The following is a 17,915-nucleotide window of genomic DNA, read 5'->3' on the forward strand; positions in this document are numbered from 1 at the left end:
CGGAAATACATGGGCTCCACAAGTAGTTTTAAGTAAAACTTAACGCATCGTTAATTCAATGGCACGATGAGTTATGTAATTAGTATATTATTTGTTAGTTACTATTATGTATGATTTTATAACTTTTGTAAAGAGGTATTAGTATATGAATGGACAAACAGTCTTTAATTTAAACATCTTTTTTGATGAAAGTGGAAAAAATAGTAGCGATCGTCCTCATTTAATGGGTGCATTAGCTATTCCAGAAGAAATTTATCTTAGAAGCGAAATAGAAGATCTGAATCAAATTATTAGAAATAAAAAGTTACATTGGGTTGATTATAAGGGTGACAGTAGGGAAAGAAATGCTATTTGGAAAATAATCAAACAAATGATGAACTATCAAGAATTAATAAAAATGAATGTGTTTAATTATGATCAAACGATTATTAAGATGAATGCAAGAGATTTTACAGATGTAGATCCAAGTCTGTTCTTTTCATCTATATACATGAAATTACCAGAACGAATTGTGTATGGACTTTTACGTAAATTCGGTACACATTTGCAGGTTAATACACATATTTTTATTGAGGATGCTGAGGAATATAGAAAAAAAGAAGTTCAGTTGGCTGAAACATTACCTAAGCAATTAAATGTACAAGCTATTTATAGGGGAGAAAATTATAAAATTAAAAGCAGTCAATATGTTCCAAAACAGCAACAGGTTGGTCTTGAGACAATTGATTTATTATTAGGAATGATTAGGACGATAATTAAAAACTCAGGCTTTAATAATAGCGAAGATAGTAGAAAAAATAGAGAACAGGTTTCATTAGTAATAAAGTTATTAAAGGATAGTAACTTCCATAGCTTCCTAAAAAATATTAAATATTATGAATGGAGTAATACTTATGAATTAAATGAGCTAGACTTCAACAATTACCTAATACCATTTATAGCAATGCACAATTCAACCTTTTTTGATTAACAAGGGCCCTTATAATTTAACTTCACTGTGTCAGGTTCGTAAATCAAGAAAGTAATTCTAAAGCGAATAAAGAAGATAGCCCAAGGGTTACCTTCTTTATATCCATTTTCTTCTCGAAAAAATTTATCCTTTGTTACTACTTTGGCTTAATGCCACTTTTAATGCCACTTTCATTTTTTCAATATCTAATTCTGTTAGTGGTTCTTCGTAGTCAACGAATTGTGCAGCTAGTGTGAATACTTCCTCTACAGAAGGTGTAGGTTTACCATCACCTTTTTCGTCGTCCTCTGAACCAAAATCTTCTTCAGCTGTAGCTCTTGTATTTGGGTAGTCTATCGTGGGAGGTTCTTGTTTTGCCAATGCAGTAATTAAATTTTCAGGGTTAAGTTTTAAGTGAATTGCAATTTTTTTTGCGTTTTGATAATCCCATTCATCAGGAACAATATCACTTAATTTTTCTAGATAATTGACGCTTAATCCGGACTGTTGAGCAAATTCTTCTAAAGTTTTTCCGAGTTCTTCAAGTCTTGTTTTGATTACTTGTTCGATCGTTTCTCCAATTAAATAACTAACGGATACCTCAAGTGCTTCAGCTATTTTTTCCAATGTCCCCATTGTTGTGCTCTTCACATTATGATTTTCGATATCACTCAACGTGCTTTTTGATACCTCTGCTTTTTCTGATAAAGCCCTCAAACTTAATTTCCGTTCTTTTCGTATCTTTTTCAAATTTTCACTTAACATAAAAGCGCTCCTTCCACCACATCTTATCCCTATTATATCTTTTTGTCCGATAAAGTAAACCTAAAATGATAAAAACACAACATAAAAGTGTAAATTCATTATATTCGTCCATTAATACGAACTTTTTCTTTTACATTTGTCCGGTAAAATGGTACAATTATTTTTAAGAAAGAGAGGGGATGTCATTGGAAAATAGAATACGTGAAGTCATCGAATCGAAAAACATCAAAATTAGCGATGTCATAAAAGCGACGGGACTTTCAAAATCCTATCTATACGATGTGATTGCGAACAACTCAGTACCGGGTTTAGTGAATGCACGAAAAATAGCGGCTGCACTAGATGCTAATATCGATGATGTTTTTCCGAAGAATGGAGAATAAGCCTACACACGGGAAAGCAGTAAGGGAGAAATTTTATAAAAATGGAGGCAAATAAAATGAATGAAACATTAACATTATTGACCGAGAAATATGGTACAGAAGTTATCATCGCAAGGGTTCTAGAGCAACTGAAGCTGCTCGCCCATAGTAAAGACGAAGAGGTAGTACAAACAGTAAAAGAGCTCATTGAAAGTGCTGGTTGTGATACGGAGTACATCTATACGCTTTGTGAATATACGAATCTAGCAACGTTTGTTTCAGACCAGGTTCACGTTACCGATTCACCTTGGAATAACAAAAAAGATATGTAGCATAGTGTGGTGGGACTAGTTTGCTATCATCTGATTAGTCCTGCCACTATTTCAAGAAAAGGAGGACGCCATGAACTTCATCATATCAACGGGGAACAGTCGGAAAGATAAAGTTTGGAAACAACAAGCGGTATCTTGGGATGAGTTTGTAAAAAAGCTCTCCCAAACTACGGTCACCAGTGAAACACAGGAAGAGTACCGCAAAATGAAAAAGTACCAACAGGACAATGTCAAAGATGTCGGTGGCTTTGTTGCTGGGGAACTAAAAGACGGAAGGCGTAGGAAAGAAAATGTTTTGTCTCGCTCTATGCTTACACTTGATATGGATTATGCTGATGATGCGGAGTCGATTGCTTCTAATATAGACATGCTTCAAGACTATGCTTGCTGCATTTATTCTACCCATAAACATACGTCTGAAAAGCCTAGGCTTAGGATTATCATCCCACTTTCCCGGTCAGTTTCACCTGATGAGTACCAAGCGATCAGTAGAATGATTGCAAAGGAAATTGGTATCGAACTGTTTGATGATACAACCTATGAACCGAATCGCCTTATGTATTGGCCAAGCACTTCGTCGGATGGTGAGTATTTCTTTAGGAAAATCGATGGTCCATTTCTAGATCCGAACACCATTTTGCAGCTTTATAAAGATTGGAAGGATACTTCTACTTGGCCCGTGTCTTCCAGACAGACAAAGGTGATTGAAAAAAAGGTGAAAAAGCAAGAAGATCCATTAACCAAGAGTGGAATGTTGGGAGCTTTTTGTAGAAGTTACAGCATTACTGGGGTCATTGAAATCTTTTTATCAGATCTTTATACCCCAAGTGTTATGGAAGGGCGTTATGACTATATACCAGCTGACTCATCAGCAGGTGTCATGATCTATGATGATAAGTATGCCTACTCCCACCACGCGACAGATCCTGCTTGTGGAAAATTGTTAAATGCTTTTGATCTTGTTCGCATTCATAAATTCCATGAGCTTGATGAGATGACAAAAGAAGAGACACCACCTACAAGTCGGCCATCTTATAGAGCAATGTTGGAGCTTTGCTCAGAAGATGAGCAAGTGAGAAAGCAACTCGCTTTTGAACGGATGGAACAGGCGAAAGACGAGTTTGACGATGAAAATTGGGAGTTGAAGTTAGAAGTCAATAAGAATGGTAGTGTCAAAGATACGCTCAGTAATATAACAGAAATCCTTCGCCATGATGAGCTTTTTACTCCTATTGCTTATAACGAGTTATCTCATCGGTTGGATATTAAAGGTGAGCCAACTTGGAAACAAGTAAAGCCTGGTTGGAATGATGCCGACTTATCGAATGCGAAAGTGGTTTTGGATAAGAAGTATGGCATCTATTCGCCAGCAAAGTTTAAGGATGCCCTTTTAACGACAGCTTCGGAAAGAGCCTTTCATCCGATAAAAGATTATTTTCAAGGGTTACCTGTTTGGGACGGTACCAAAAGAATTGATCGACTGCTTATCGACTATTTTGGTTCCGAGGACAACAGCTATACAAGGGATGTCATGCGAAAAACCTTATGTGCAGCAGTAGCAAGAATTTATGAGCCGGGGATTAAATATGACAATGTTTTAATCTTGATTGGTGATCAAGGATTAGGTAAATCTACTTTTTTCTCTAAACTTGCGATGAACTGGTTTTCTGATAGTTTGACTTTATCGGATATGAGGGACAAGGCATCTGCTGAAAAATTACAGGGCTATTGGATTTTAGAGCTTGGTGAATTAGCTGGTTTAAGGAAGGTCGATTTGGAACTGGTCAAAGCATTTATCACTAGGCTCGATGATAAGTTTAGACATAGCTATGGTGTTTACGTAGAAAGTCATCCAAGGCAGTGCATTATTGTAGGAACGACGAATTCAGAAAAAGGCATTTTAAGAGATGTTACCGGGAACAGAAGGTATTGGCCGGTCCATGTGAGCAAAGGGGAAAAAAGTATTTGGGGAGATTTGACACAGTCCGAAGTCAATCAAATTTGGGCTGAGGCGATCGTGTATTACAAGCAGGGCGAGAAGCTGATTCTTAAAGGTGAGTCGGCAGAGCTAGCTTATCGCTACCAACAAGAAGCTATGGAGGAAGATGACCGAGAAGGCCTTGTCAAAGAATACTTAGAAACTTTATTGCCGGAAAACTGGGATGATATGAAACTATTTGATCGACGCAATTACCTGGCAGGTGATACAGGCTTCGATGCTGCACCACCGGTAGGAACGAAGAAACGAACCAAAGTATGCTTTCAAGAGATTTGGTGTGAATGTTTCGGTAAAGATAAATCAGATTTGAAACGAAGCGTCTCTTTTGAACTTCAGGGGATACTCGTGAAAATAGGTGGTTGGAAACGATACGATGGGAACAAGTCAGGTAAGATGAAGCATCCTATTTATGGTGTGCAAATCACGTATGTAAGGGAAGCCCAAGAAAATTCTTAGGCAACCAGAAGGCAAAAATGACAGGACTTAGGCAACCCAGATCGGTTAACCAAGGTTTCCTAAAAAAACTTAGGCAACCGGATAGGAAACCCGTTTAAACCCGTTATTTATAAGGTTTTAAAGATACTTAGTTTCCTAAAGTCATTTCTTTTATAAAGAATAGTAGATGTTATTTAGAGTATATGTACTAGCTATACAGTATAGGAATTACCCCTGTAGAGATAGTTTGTCCCTTTTTTCAAAGACTTAGGCAACCGGCTTAGATGATAAGCGCAAAATGAAAGGAGCAGCTGAAATGAATCAACCATGTGAAGCAGTGAAAAAATCGATTATTGCAAAAGTATTAAATGATAATCATGTCAGTTTTATTGAACTGGAGAGCATTTTTGATGACCACCAATTTTCCTACAAAGGAAATAGAGCCATCTATCATAGTATGTATTCAAATATTCAATTTTGGGGTGGCTGGAATGAAGAAGCCATTGATCTTTTAGCAAGTGTTCTGGAAGAGAATCAAATCTGCCTGCAACCAGCTAGTTATGTAAATTACTTGATTGATGGTGAGGTGATAAAACTTCCTATAGCAGCTAAAGCAAAGGATTACCAAACGGATCATTGGATGCCCATGTTATTAACAAGAGAAATCTAGTAAAGAAAAGCTATGATGATTAATAGAAAGGGTTGAATGGAATGAATGTAAAAGCATATTTGTCAAAAGCCATGTGGTTAGATCAAGTGATTGAGAACAAACTGGAGCAGCTTCAATCGTTAAAGAGCTTGTCCATGAAAGTAACGACAAACTATTCTCATACAAATGTGGGCAGTGGAGCTACGGAGAATAGTATGATGGAAAGTACTATCGTTAAAGTGATGGAATTAGAATATGAAATTGAAGAAGATATTGTATGCATGGTAAATGTAAAGACTGACATCATGAAAATGATTAGAAAGATGAGTCGTTTACACGATCAGTTGTTACTAGAGTTGAGGTATCTTGCGGGGAAAAGCTGGGAAGATGTTGCGGAAACAATGGGATATGATAGAAGAACTGTCTTGAGACTTCATGGGCAAGCACTAAAAGAAATTGAAAAAATAAAAGAGGGCACTAAATGTCATTGAATGTCACTCGAAAAGTGTAGTAGTATTAAGCTGTAAAGGTATAGAAGTTACAAGAATTCCATATGTTGTAGCATATGCCTAAGTTATATCGTTACGAATCTTAGGAAACGCAACATTCTTGATAACCCAGCTCCTATTCATCATAGGGGCTTTTTCTATACCTTTTTTATCAAAATCCTTGGCTTTATGCTGCATCAAAAATCATGAATTATAAAAGAAACCATGAAAAGCCATTATAAGCCATGTTGTGTGTGTGCTAAAGTATAAGGTGTAGAAATAGCATAACAACAGCCCTTGAAGGAATATCTTCTTGGGCTTTCTTAATTTATAAAGTAAATTACGGAGTTGAGATAGATGCCTATGAAACCAAAGAAACCATGTAAGCACCCAGGGTGTCCATTGTTAACGGACCACTCGTATTGTGAGTTTCATACGAAGCTTTATGCAGACGATCGAGCTGGGGCAAGCGAGCGTGGTTATGACAGTAGATGGAGGAAAGCACGAAAACAATTCTTGAACGCCTATCCCATTTGTAAACATTGTGAAAAGAAAGGGAAGATAACACCTGCAACGGTTGTGGATCATGTTACACCTCATCGAGGAGATCAACAATTGTTCTGGGATGAAAGCAACTGGCAACCTTTATGTAAGAAGTGCCATGACCGAAAGACGAGAACGGAAGACCAGCACCCGGTGTACACCTTTTGATGGCCCCCCTAGGGGAGGTCAAATCTCTACAACCCTTTGGCTGGGGACCGCGCGCCCCCTTCACGTGAATTTTCGCGTAATTAAATAAGGGGGGTATCCATTGCCGACAGTCCAAGGTGAAAATCTTTAGTAAGAATAAGGGTTTGAGCTATTTTCTAATTTGCGAAATAGTACAATTGGAAAAGTTATAAAAACACTGATAAAGCCTTGGTGCTATTGGTTTTGAGGGACATTTAACACTTAAATAAGAAATGGCGATGAAACGTCCGTATTAGTTTAGTAAATGGCTAATTCAGGCGTTTTTTTATTGCTGTTTTTAATACTGTTTACGCAGAAAGGAGCATGAGAGATGACGGAAGCAGAAAAGCAACTTATATATGACCTTCGGTTAAAAGGGCGTGGCCGAGCTAGGAAGTTTTGTTCTGATGAATGCCGCAGGAAATGGTGGAAAGAAAACCCGCAAGCGAGAAACAAAAGTGAAACTGCAATCTACCACTATACATGTCCACATTGTGGAAAAGAGTTTAGCACTTACGGGAACAAGAAACGAAAGTTCTGCAGCCATGACTGTTACATAAAATCAAGATTTTGGAGTGAAGAAGATGAACTTTAAAAAATTAAGAATAGACGACTTGGTTCCAGCTAGTTATAACCCAAGGAAGAAGCTCAAACCGGGAGACAGTGAATTTGAAAAAATAAAAAATAGTATCAGTGAGTTCGGATATGTAGACCCAATTATCGTTAATAAGGATTTGACGGTTATCGGTGGGCATCAACGAGCTTCTGTCTTAAAGACATTAGGCTATACCGAGATTGATTGTGTTGTTATCGATATTGATAAGACAAAGGAAAAAGCCTTAAATATTGCTCTTAATAAAATAAGTGGTGAATGGAACAAAGAGTTATTAGCAGATTTGATTCAGGACTTGCAATCAATGGACTACGATATTGGATTTACAGGTTTTGATCCACCTGAAATTGATCAGCTATTTAACGAAGTCCATGACAAAGATATTAACGAAGATGATTTTGATGTAGAAAAGGAGCTGGCTGAACCTACTATTACAAATAAGGGCGATGTGTGGTTGCTTGGAAGGCATAGGTTAATCTGCGGTGATAGTACAGACCCTGATGTATACCAGGAACTCATGAATGGGCAAAAGGCGAATCTAGTGATAACGGACCCACCATACAATGTAAATTACTCTTCTCAAGCAGGTAGTATCAAAAACGATTATATGAAAGACCAAGAGTTTTATAGCTTCTTATTCAAAGCGTTTAGCAACATGGCTGCAAGCATGGAGAAGGATGCATCCATTTATGTTTTCCACGCAGATACGGAAGGATACAACTTCAGAAAGGCATTTAAAGATGCAGGATTTTACTTGTCTGGTGTTTGTATTTGGGCAAAGCAAAGCCTGGTTCTTGGCCGTAGTCCTTACCAGTGGAAGCACGAACCTGTTTTATTTGGTTGGTTAAAGGATGGAAAGCACAACTGGTATGGAGATCGAAAACAAAGTACCATTTGGAATTTTGATAGACCTTCTAAAAATGCCCTTCACCCAACAATGAAGCCAGTTGGACTGTGTGCTTACCCGATCCAAAACAGCAGCATGAGCAATTGTATCGTGCTCGATCCTTTTGGTGGGAGTGGTTCTACACTTATTGCCTGTGAACAGACCAATCGCATATGCTACACGATTGAACTGGATGAAAAATATTCTGATGTCATTGTGAAAAGATACATTGAACAGGCTGGAAAGGATAAAGAAGTGTTTTTACTGAGAAATGGCGAAAAGATTGCCTTTGCTGATGTACCAAAACCAGAGTCGGTAGAAGAAGAGGAGTTACTACAGTAATAGCTATGAATCTAGTTGCTATACCTCGACGTGTATGGCAATATGCTACTACCTTAATAGATTGGAGGTGTAGCAATGGAAGAACAATCCAAGCCAACTTGCAAACTTGTGGGTGAAGATGGAAATATCTTTTCAATACTCGGTCGGATAAGCAGAGCCTTAAAGGAAAACGGAAAAGCTGATGAAGCGAAGGAAGTAAGTGAGCGAGTGATGTTATCTGGTTCCTATGATGAGGCCCTGCAAATTATGATGGAATACGTTGAAGTGGAGTGATAAGTACATGAGAGCAATCTTCGGTAGAAAAATAGGCGACCTGACCGAGTTGGAGGAATTGACTGAACAAGCGATAGAGAGCGGGCAGCAGGGTCAAAGTTACTGTGTGATAAAAGAGGTGCTATTGGAGGACGACGAATTTCATTCCTTTGCAAATGACTTTTTCAACGACCAGCCTTGGATCACCGAGGAAGATGGTGGAGTGAATGAAAACAGAGAGGTTCGTTGCATTCGAGTGATTAACAAAGATACCGGTGAAAAGATTCTTGTTAATAACGAGGGTTATACTTATGCAAGGTATGTTGGGATTGAAAATGATTAATGGGCAGGCCTTGAGGGTCTTGCTTTTTACATTAAAAATAAATGCGAATATCTGGCCGGAATGACTTGCTATTACCTGTGTTTAGAGTGATATATGTACTACACCAAAACACAGGAGGGAATTAAAATGAACCGAAAAGAAATGGTAAAGAAACTAGGCGAGTTTTTCGGAGTAAAGCCGAAGTATTTGAATGCTCCAACCTTTGCCTACGAAATTGAAATGCCTGAAGAAACCTACACAATCGACAGACAAGGAACAATCACAACTTCAGCAGGCGAAGTAAAGACTTTTGAAGAGATTATAGAGCCAAAAGAAGAGCATGAGCCCTTAGAGATTGACGGTTTAGAAGTTACGCTTCCGCTAGAAGGACACTCAGGAACCACGCTACGCAATCTAGTAAACATGCTTTTTAGCAAACAACACTTGATCATGAAAGTCTTCAAGCTAACCGAACCGCTGATGGATGGCACTTTTGCAGAGGACTTAAGCTTCAAAGAGATAAGTACCTTTGAAGAGTTTCAGAAAGCGCTCGATGAACTTGGAACAGAAAGGATCCCAGGCATAGCCTTTGATTTTGAAGAAGAAACTTTCACGATCAAATTAAAAGCAACCAACCTAAACCCGGATCAGATTGCAGCCTTTCAAGATTTAATTGCATTTATCAACAAAAGTGCCCTGAAGCAAAAGCGAGCATCGTTTAAGCAAGCACAGGATGACAATCCGAAATATGCCTTTCGAACTTGGCTCATTCGCCTTGGGATGAACGGGAGCGAGTATAAAACAACAAGGAAGGTGCTACTTGCCAACCTCGAAGGAAGCGGGGCTTATGCGAAGTTAAATATAATGCGAAGTTAATGCGCTAAACAGTCAAATTAATGACGTTTTAGCACAATTAACTTTGCATAATTATTTCAATTTAAATCCTTGAGCCAATCTAATAAAGAATTGTCCGAACGCCAGTCTGGGATATCAGGCGTTACTTGAGCGGTAAGTTTCTCAATTGCTTTACGCTTCATTTCAGCATCGGCACGAGCGTAGGTATCCGTGGTTTCTATACTTGAGTGTCCGAGAATGTCACGGATATAGACGATGTTCACACCTGATTGCAACAAGTGCATTGCTTTTGTGTGGCGAAGTATATGCGGAGAAATATCGCGTCCACTAGCGTATTTTTTCAAAATATAGGAAACTCCTGCACGAGTGAGCTTCTGCTTCTGTCGGTTCACAAACAGTGGATTATCCAACCGTTCCGGTTTATTGAGATAATTTTCTGAGATATATTTTCTGATTAGGTCCGCAGTTTTGCTCATAAGGGGCACATAGCGTATTTTTTGCCCCTTCCCATTCAGCGTAACTGTTGGATACTCATCAAGTCGGACATCACGGACACGCAGATTCACCAACTCGCTCACTCTTGCACCACTGTCATATAGTAATGAAAGAATGGCGAGATCTCTCCGGCCGTTAGCATTTTTCAAGTCGGGCTGGGTAAGTATCTCTGTCATCTCATCCGCAGATAGATATCCGATCTGAGGTTTTACGTACTTTTTAAACGGTACACTCAAATTCTTCTGTAAAAGAGCCATATGATTAGGTGCTTCGGTCAGTAGATAACGGCAAAATGAGTGTATTGCAGCAAGCCTCTGATTTCTTGTGGAAACCGCGTTACCTCGATCTGTTTCAAGCCAGTTGAGAAATCCGGCTATCAGCAAATCGTTAAAAAGCTGAAGTGTCATTCTCTCAGGTGCGATGTTAGCTTGGTCACGGCAGTATATTAACAACAATCGGAACGTATCTCCATAAGATTTTATAGTGTTGGCGCTGATACCACGTTGACCGGGCAGGTATGACGAAAGATAGGTGGTGAGATGTATTGCGAAATCAGTAGGTTTCATTCAGCACCTCTAAATCTGGAAGAACATCAAAATCCTTTTCCATCCTGCAGACGATATCTGGGTACATATCCGCCGTAAGGCGCAGGTACACTTGGGTAGACGATGTGTCGGAGTGCCCCAGATACACGGACAAATATTTCAGCATTACGCTTAAATCGTCACCGTTCAGTACGGCGCGGCGCAAACAGTGCACGGCAAATGTGTGCCGCAAATCGTGAACTCTAGGACCGTTGCCCTTGCCACCGTGGGAAATATCCGCCGCCCACAGACGTTCACGAAACATATGGTATATCCCGCCGGGACTATAATGTCCTTTTTGAGAGTTGGGGAAAAATGGACTGTCATTTCCAACAAACGTAAGGACTTTTTTGGAATACTTCTTTATTCGTATTAGCAACGCATCATGGATGGGCAGCAACCTCTCCTTATCGAACTTTGCGTCATTTATGCGAATTACGCCCTGTTCAAGGTCAACATCACGAACTTTGAGATTTATTGCTTCCGATACTCTCATACCGCTAGAGTACAGCATACGGAAAATCAACTCGACCACGTGGCTACGTATCAAATTTGGTGTTCGAGTGTTGTCGCAAGCGGTAAAAAATTGAGCTAATTCCTCATTGTTAAATATGTACGGTACAAATTTTGTCGGCTCGTATCTGTATTTTGGGTATACGTAAGCCTCTGTACCGTGAGATAAGAGATAATTGGCAAAACGCTGCACTATCCCTTTCCGCTGAATTTGATTTGCGGGGGTTTCCTCGGGTGATATGGTCGCCCAACGCTCAGCAATTTCTTTGGACACCGTGGTTACACCTGGTTCCCATTGTTCAGCAAACAAAACAAATCTGCGAAGTACTTGTGCTTCCTTATTGGCTTTTATACCAGAAGCTCTTTTGAAAGCAATATAATTATCGTACTGCTCATACAATGATTTAATTTTTTTTATTTTATCAGTCATAATTGAACACCCCGTCGGGGTTTAATGCACAACAGCGTAGAGCTTCCGTTTCTACACTAAGATAAATGTCCACGCTCCTCATTCCAACGTGTCCGAGCAACTCGGCTATCGTTTCAAGCGGTACTTTTTCTCGGAGCAAACGAGTGGCGAATGTGTGACGTAAAGAATGCATGCCTTTTCGGACATTATCTCCAACATCTATCCCAGCGATGGTTCTGTACCGTGAGATAATGCCTCCCAAAGATGATGATGCAGCAAATGGACCTATTGGAGTAGCATGTCGCAAAAATATCTGTGGGAATTCGGACTTGGGACGACCGTATTTTAAGTAGTCGATGATAGCCCAACCTACATCGTCGGGCAAAGGCAAGGAAAGTGGTTTTTGAGTTTTCCTTTGAACTATGTCAATCCGCTTGTCTTCCCAGTTGATGTCCTTAAACTCCAGACTCTTAATGTCGCTAGTGCGCAGGCCAAGTTTTGCCGCAAGCAAAAGAATAGCATAATCTCGCTTCCCTAACGGGTTGCCACGGTCAACGCTTAATAACAGCTTGTCGATATCGCAGTTTTCCCAAACTGACGGTATCCGCTGACTCGCCACCCTTGCCAAAGGAGGTATATATGTTGAAATATCGGTGCTCGTTAGCCCAGTATCGCTCGCAAATACAGCAAACCTTTTTAATGCGATAATCTGTGATTCAATATACGATTTACTTTTGTCAATGTAAGCTGACAAAAAGCCAATAATATTGGGTTCGCTGATATCAGAAACATTGACCTTATTAGCGCTGAGATACAACAGGAAAGTTCTCATTGAGTATCTGCATCGTTTAGCGCTTTGGTCAGCATAGCCGTTTTCCAACTGGTATTTGTGATACGCGAAGAGGATTCTCTCGTGCTCATCGCATAGTGGGGTCACACGAGTTTTTCTCATCGTTGTGAACACACCGTGAAGCAAGTAATCGTTTAATAGTCCAACTGTCCAGTATGCATTTTTAGTGTGCAAATCAACATCGGCATATGTTTCAAACTTACCGGAAATCGGATACCAAGTACTTAAAAATTTCTGTCCTAATTTAACACAGTACTCATTGATTCCCTGTGACAATGCATAGGTTTCAAGTTCATGGCATTTGCTCGTCAAAACACTGATGTTTGTAATAGTGTACTGCATTCGCCGCAGTTCATCGGCAAATGATACCAAAAACTCTTGTAGACTTTGATTTTTGGAAATCATAGGCACAACCCTCCTTATGCGAAGATTGTAGCCGGGAATTAGCGCGTTTATACAGTTATCAAGATTTTGTTTGCATAATTACTTACTTCGCATAAGCTCCATTATGTAAAGCTTCACATAACGGAGCCTTTAGAAAAGCAGGTGATCCAAATGAATAGAGAAACCTATCGGGCAATGATTCGAGGGTTGATTGCTACCATCATTGAAAAAGAGGTAGTGCTTGGCGAAGCTGATGCAAAGGAAAGTGTACTAACCATTTTGGATTTGCTTGAGGACTTGGACCTTTTCTGGAACAGCGACATGGAATTCGAAGAGAATGCCGGACACCTTCAGCAGTTCATCGATAAGACTCGAGAAAAGTACACATTGGGAGGTAACTGATGGATACATTTTTCACTCAAAAACACTGTGACCGATGTGGTGGAAGCTTGAAAGGCGGGCGAATAATGTCCATGTATTCAACGGAATGCCTATGCATGGATTGCAAAGACAAAGAGACGAAAAGACCTGATTATGGTGAGGCGGTTAAAGCCGATCATGAGGAAATAAAGAAGGGGAATTACAATTATAAAGGGCTTCATGGCCAATATTTAATATACGATTCAATATTTGGAGTCTATCTTAATGTAGGCTCTTTATTTTGTTCTAGCGGAAAGGAGGTGGAGCCTGTGGCCCAACGTGGAAGGAAACCTAAACCAACAGCGATTAAAGCATTAGAAGGTAACCCTGGAAAGAGAGACCTTAATCAAAATGAACCGAAACCGGAAAAGAAAGCACCTAGATGTCCAGCTTGGTTAGAACCTGAAGCAAAGAAAGAATGGCGGAGAATGGTGAAACAATTGGAACAGCTAGGGATATTAACAGAAGTAGATATGGCAGCCTTTGCGGGATACTGCCAAGCTTATGCAAGATGGAAAGAAGCAGAAGAATTTATCACAAAGCATGGAACGATTGTAAAAACCCCCTTAGGATACTGGCAACAGGTGCCACAGGTGTCCATTGCTCAGAGCTATCTCAAAATCATGAATCGTTTCTGTGAGCAGTTTGGGTTAACTCCTTCATCGAGAAGTAGAATTGTGGCGGACAAACCAACGGATGCGAATGATCCAATGGAGTTTATGCTCTTTCAAGGTGGAGGTGGTAAGGGTGTATGATGAGAAAAAAGCACAGCATGCCGTCAACTTCATAAACTGCTTAAAGCATACGAAAGGGCAGTGGCGTGGGGTTCCTTTTGACCTTTTGCCTTGGCAAGACCAAATTGTGAGGGACATTTTCGGAACTGTGAAAGAAAATGGATATCGACAATATAATACTGCTTACGTTGAAATTCCTAAGAAGAATGGTAAAAGCGAGCTTGCAGCTGCACTCGCACTGCTTATGACCTGTGGTGATGGGGAGTGGGGAGCCGAAGTGTATGGCTGTGCCTCTGATAGACAACAGGCATCAATTGTATTTGATGTTGCAGTAGAAATGGTAGAGCAGTCACCTGCATTGAAGAAACGATTTAAACCGGTTATGTCTATGAAGCGTTTGGTTTATAAACCGACAAATAGCTTTTATCAGGTATTATCTGCAGAAGCTTATACGAAGCATGGTCTGAATGTTCATGCCGTTGTGTTTGATGAGCTACATGCTCAACCGAACCGAGATTTATTCGATGTTATGACAAAGGGGTCTGGTGATGCTCGCTTGCAACCTTTGTTCTTTTTAATTACTACAGCAGGCACAGATCGAAATTCGATTTGTTATGAAGTACACCAAAAGGCAGTCGATCTTTTGGAAGGGAGAAAAATTGACCCTACTTTTTATCCTGCCATTTACGGAATTGATGATGACGATGACTGGACTGACGAAAAAAACTGGTACAAAGCCAATCCATCTCTTGGCCATACCATTGACATAGAAAAAGTGAGAAATGCTTATTTAAGTGCAAAGGAAAACCCTGCGGAAGAGAACATTTTTAGACAACTGCGACTAAATCAATGGGTAAAGCAATCAACCCGTTGGATGCAAATGGAGAAATGGGACGCTTGCGATGAACCGGTTGACTTGGACTTGCTCCGTGGTAGAGAGTGTTTTGGTGGCTTAGACCTTTCGAGCACAACGGATATCACAGCTTTTGTGCTCGTTTTTCCACCGAGGACAGAAGATGAAAAGTTCACAGTTTTACCTTACTTCTGGATACCAGATGAAAACTTGAAGGTAAGAGTGAGGAGAGACCATGTTCCTTATGATATCTGGGAACAGCAAGGCTATATCAAAACCACTGAAGGAAACGTAGTTCATTATGGATTTATTGAAAAATTTATCGAAGAACTAGGAACAAAGTACAACATTAAAGAAATTGCCTTTGATAGATGGGGTGCAGTGCAGATGGTTCAGAACTTAGAAGGAATGGGCTTTTCTGTTGTTCCTTTTGGTCAAGGATATAAAGATATGTCTCCAGCTTCAAAGGAATTAATGAAAATCACCCTTGAAAAAAGGATTGTTCATGGTGGAAATCCGGTTCTCAGATGGATGATGGACAACATTTTCGTCAAAACTGACCCTGCTGGAAACATAAAGCCTGATAAAGAGAAAAGTACAGAGCGAATTGATGGTGCTGTAGCAATGATTATGGCTTTGGATCGTGCTATTCGGAACGAAAATCGTGAGAGTGTTTATGATGGTAGGGGAATATTGATACTATGAGTTCAGAATCAGTCATTGCATTTGTTTTCATTGCAAACTGTCCCTAACTAACGTATAATTATAAGAGTTTAGATTAATAGACAGATAGTTTAATATTTCATATGTGCCTGGGCAACTAGTTTTTTTGATTAGAAACTGGTTGTTTATTTGGTTAAAGATAGTTTTTTCTTTAAATCTCCATTCTGTAAGGCACTTTTTCAAATTTTTCATTAATTAACTTGCAAAGAAATTTGCACTTACAGGAGCGGTGATACAGGTGGCTAAAAAATACTATGCAGTAAAACAAGGCAAAAGAACTGGGATCTTTACTACATGGGATGAATGCAAACAAAATGTACACGGATACCCAGGTGCAGAATATAAAAGCTTTACGAGTAAAGCACAGGCAGAAAACTATTTAACTGGTATACAAGAAACTGGCGATCCCGAAAAAGATAAGGCAAACGAAAGTGAAGCTGAAGTTGTAGCTTATGTTGATGGTAGCTTCAATGAAGTAAGCTCTGAGTTTTCTTACGGTGCAGTTATTTTTTACCAAGGGGAACAAACACATTTTGCTGAAAAATTTAGTGATCCTGACCTAGTTTCCATGAGGAATGTAGCAGGAGAAATTAAGGGTTCAGAAAGAGCCATGGCTTTTTCTGTCGAAAAAGAAGCCAAGAGCCTGACAATTCATCATGATTATGAAGGCATTTCTAAATGGTGTACAGGTGAATGGCAAGCAAAAAAAACAGGCACTATTGCTTACAAACAATATTTTGACAGCATTAAAAATGATGTGAAAGTTAAATTTGTTAAGGTTAAAAGCCACTCAGGTGATGAATTTAACGATTTGGCAGATAAATTGGCTAAAGAAGCTTTTTTGCAAACAGAATCTGTAGAGAACTCAGTAGATAGTGTCTCCGAAAAACCAAAAAATATCGGTATCTTTGTAGAACCAAATAAGTTAGAAGAAGCTATTTGTTCTGCTGGAGAAAGTGAATGGGAGGATTTCCAACTTCTCTCTTTTGAAAAAGTTGGGAATGCTAAACGATGCATCTTCTCCGTAAATGATAAACAAGGTTCCTTGGATTTTTATTACAGAACAAATAAAGGAACAACTACTATGACTCCTATCGGGAAAAATGTTGAACTTTCCTCGGTGCTTAGGGACCGAATTATCGAGCAAAGTGAATATACAGATACGGGTGTTTCTAAATCGCATACGTTTAGGATTAACAAAGAATGGGCAAATAAACTAGTGAACTTCTTAGGTGGACTAGAAGGTATTGATAAAGACCAAAAAAGCTACGAAAACCCTAAATATGAACAGTACAAATTTGTGAGTGGTAGGGGCGATCGATTAAACGTAAACATATACGAAACAGGTAAAGTTGTTTTGCAAGGGAAACCTGCTTATCTTTATACTGAAGCTCTTTCCTTATTATCTTACTGCCCAGAAGTTAGTATCAATGATGTTGTTGAAGCAAATAATTCATTCTACGAAGTAGATATTACAGTCACAGATACTAGAACAGAACTTCATAAGCTTATGCCTAATGCGTTTGAGAATATTGACGATACGCTAATCAAGATACTTTCTCCGGCAGTGTCCCTTAAAAAAGTAAAAATGGAAATCGAAGATTATTCTTGTTACGCCTTTCCTGCTTTACGTGCACTGGAAGGTTACTTGAAGTACTTATTTAGTATAGAAGAGGTTGAAATTGGGCATAGCTATGGACATCACTTTGGGCACGACACTAAGACTGGTGTGTTTCACTTGAAAAAACATACTGTACAGAATTTGAAGAATCCAAAGAGTGAAGTTCCGATAACGGAAGTTTACAATTATTTAAATAAAAACCGTCATACACTGTTTCATTCAGAACAAATATTATTTACTACTCGCATTTTAGAGGATAAACTAGAAGCAGATCAAATTGTAAATGAAGTCATTGATCTGATTGAACGAACATATACGTATCTTATAGCATAAAATAACTGAGGGAGAAGG

20 protein-coding genes are annotated in these 17,915 nt (G+C 39.3%); 16 read left to right on the plus strand and 4 right to left on the minus strand.

Annotated features, from left to right (window positions below; translation table 11 throughout):
- The first annotated feature begins 145 nt into the window (after positions 1-145).
- Positions 146-970 carry a DUF3800 domain-containing protein gene (locus tag AC2VNP_RS21225; RefSeq protein ID WP_486919306.1) on the plus strand — a complete coding sequence of 275 codons (825 nt, stop codon included), beginning with the start codon at positions 146-148 and terminating at the stop codon, positions 968-970.
- 123 nt (positions 971-1,093) lie between these two features.
- On the opposite strand, the gene AC2VNP_RS21230 is transcribed toward AC2VNP_RS21225, so the two are convergent.
- Positions 1,094-1,714 carry a helix-turn-helix domain-containing protein gene (locus AC2VNP_RS21230; RefSeq protein ID WP_486919307.1) on the minus strand — a complete coding sequence of 207 codons (621 nt, stop codon included), beginning with the start codon at positions 1,712-1,714 and terminating at the stop codon, positions 1,094-1,096.
- Between the two features lie 185 nt (positions 1,715-1,899).
- Between AC2VNP_RS21230 and AC2VNP_RS21235 the strand changes: the two genes are divergently transcribed.
- The 11 genes from AC2VNP_RS21235 to AC2VNP_RS21285 all read left to right on the plus strand — a co-directional run bounded on the left by AC2VNP_RS21235 (position 1,900) and on the right by AC2VNP_RS21285 (position 9,999).
- Positions 1,900-2,097, plus strand: coding sequence for a helix-turn-helix transcriptional regulator (locus AC2VNP_RS21235; RefSeq protein WP_486919309.1), 198 nt, complete (start codon positions 1,900-1,902; stop codon positions 2,095-2,097).
- Between the two features lie 56 nt (positions 2,098-2,153).
- On the plus strand, positions 2,154-2,408 hold the full coding sequence (locus AC2VNP_RS21240; RefSeq protein ID WP_486919311.1) for a hypothetical protein: 255 nt from the start codon (positions 2,154-2,156) through the stop codon (positions 2,406-2,408).
- Between the two features lie 70 nt (positions 2,409-2,478).
- Positions 2,479-4,863, plus strand: a complete 2,385-nt coding sequence (locus tag AC2VNP_RS21245) for a virulence-associated E family protein (protein WP_486919312.1) — start codon at positions 2,479-2,481, stop codon at positions 4,861-4,863.
- 295 nt (positions 4,864-5,158) lie between these two features.
- A complete protein-coding gene (locus AC2VNP_RS21250; protein ID WP_486919314.1) occupies positions 5,159-5,512 on the plus strand; it encodes a pathogenicity island protein in 354 nt (117 codons plus the stop codon).
- A 41-nt stretch (positions 5,513-5,553) separates the two neighbouring features.
- Positions 5,554-5,982: a DUF1492 domain-containing protein gene (locus AC2VNP_RS21255; RefSeq protein ID WP_486919316.1), complete on the plus strand. Its 429-nt coding sequence runs from the start codon at positions 5,554-5,556 to the stop codon at positions 5,980-5,982.
- Positions 5,983-6,336: 354 nt separating this feature from the next.
- Complete coding sequence (locus tag AC2VNP_RS21260) at positions 6,337-6,690, plus strand: HNH endonuclease (RefSeq protein ID WP_486919318.1); 354 nt, start codon at positions 6,337-6,339, stop codon at positions 6,688-6,690.
- 349 nt (positions 6,691-7,039) lie between these two features.
- Positions 7,040-7,303: a hypothetical protein gene (locus tag AC2VNP_RS21265; protein ID WP_486919319.1), complete on the plus strand. Its 264-nt coding sequence runs from the start codon at positions 7,040-7,042 to the stop codon at positions 7,301-7,303.
- Positions 7,293-8,549, plus strand: coding sequence for a site-specific DNA-methyltransferase (locus tag AC2VNP_RS21270; RefSeq protein WP_486919321.1), 1,257 nt, complete (start codon positions 7,293-7,295; stop codon positions 8,547-8,549). Before AC2VNP_RS21265 ends, AC2VNP_RS21270 begins: the two co-directional genes overlap by 11 nt.
- 75 nt (positions 8,550-8,624) lie before the next feature.
- Positions 8,625-8,822: a hypothetical protein gene (locus tag AC2VNP_RS21275; RefSeq protein WP_486919323.1), complete on the plus strand. Its 198-nt coding sequence runs from the start codon at positions 8,625-8,627 to the stop codon at positions 8,820-8,822.
- 7 nt (positions 8,823-8,829) lie between these two features.
- Entirely contained in the window at positions 8,830-9,144 is a 315-nt protein-coding gene (locus AC2VNP_RS21280; protein ID WP_486919325.1) for a hypothetical protein, read from the plus strand.
- A 126-nt stretch (positions 9,145-9,270) separates the two neighbouring features.
- A complete protein-coding gene (locus tag AC2VNP_RS21285; protein WP_486919327.1) occupies positions 9,271-9,999 on the plus strand; it encodes a hypothetical protein in 729 nt (242 codons plus the stop codon).
- Positions 10,000-10,055: 56 nt separating this feature from the next.
- Here AC2VNP_RS21285 and AC2VNP_RS21290 read toward each other — a convergent pair whose 3' ends face one another.
- From AC2VNP_RS21290 to AC2VNP_RS21300, 3 genes are read right to left on the minus strand one after another with little or no spacing between them, the layout of a single operon-like run.
- Entirely contained in the window at positions 10,056-11,039 is a 984-nt protein-coding gene (locus tag AC2VNP_RS21290; RefSeq protein WP_486919329.1) for a site-specific integrase, read from the minus strand.
- On the minus strand, positions 11,026-12,000 hold the full coding sequence (locus AC2VNP_RS21295) for a tyrosine-type recombinase/integrase (protein ID WP_486919331.1): 975 nt from the start codon (positions 11,998-12,000) through the stop codon (positions 11,026-11,028). The genes AC2VNP_RS21290 and AC2VNP_RS21295 overlap by 14 nt, the downstream gene beginning before the upstream one ends.
- Entirely contained in the window at positions 11,993-13,234 is a 1,242-nt protein-coding gene (locus AC2VNP_RS21300) for a site-specific integrase (protein ID WP_486919333.1), read from the minus strand. Before AC2VNP_RS21300 ends, AC2VNP_RS21295 begins: the two co-directional genes overlap by 8 nt.
- Before the next feature lie 150 nt (positions 13,235-13,384).
- Here AC2VNP_RS21300 and AC2VNP_RS21305 point away from each other — a divergent pair, with 150 nt between their 5' ends.
- From AC2VNP_RS21305 to AC2VNP_RS21320, 4 genes are all read left to right on the plus strand, one after another.
- Complete coding sequence (locus AC2VNP_RS21305; protein WP_486919335.1) at positions 13,385-13,615, plus strand: hypothetical protein; 231 nt, start codon at positions 13,385-13,387, stop codon at positions 13,613-13,615.
- The gene (locus AC2VNP_RS21310; RefSeq protein ID WP_486919337.1) at positions 13,615-14,388 is read left to right on the plus strand and encodes a phage terminase small subunit P27 family; all 774 of its coding nucleotides are present in this window, start codon (positions 13,615-13,617) and stop codon (positions 14,386-14,388) included. Before AC2VNP_RS21305 ends, AC2VNP_RS21310 begins: the two co-directional genes overlap by 1 nt.
- Complete coding sequence (locus AC2VNP_RS21315) at positions 14,336-15,925, plus strand: terminase large subunit (protein WP_486919339.1); 1,590 nt, start codon at positions 14,336-14,338, stop codon at positions 15,923-15,925. The genes AC2VNP_RS21310 and AC2VNP_RS21315 overlap by 53 nt, the downstream gene beginning before the upstream one ends.
- 256 nt (positions 15,926-16,181) lie before the next feature.
- Positions 16,182-17,897, plus strand: coding sequence for a ribonuclease H1 domain-containing protein (locus AC2VNP_RS21320; protein ID WP_486919341.1), 1,716 nt, complete (start codon positions 16,182-16,184; stop codon positions 17,895-17,897).
- The last annotated feature ends 18 nt before the right edge of the window (positions 17,898-17,915 follow it).

The sequence above is a fragment of the Alkalihalobacterium sp. TH-98 genome (assembly GCF_057473385.1).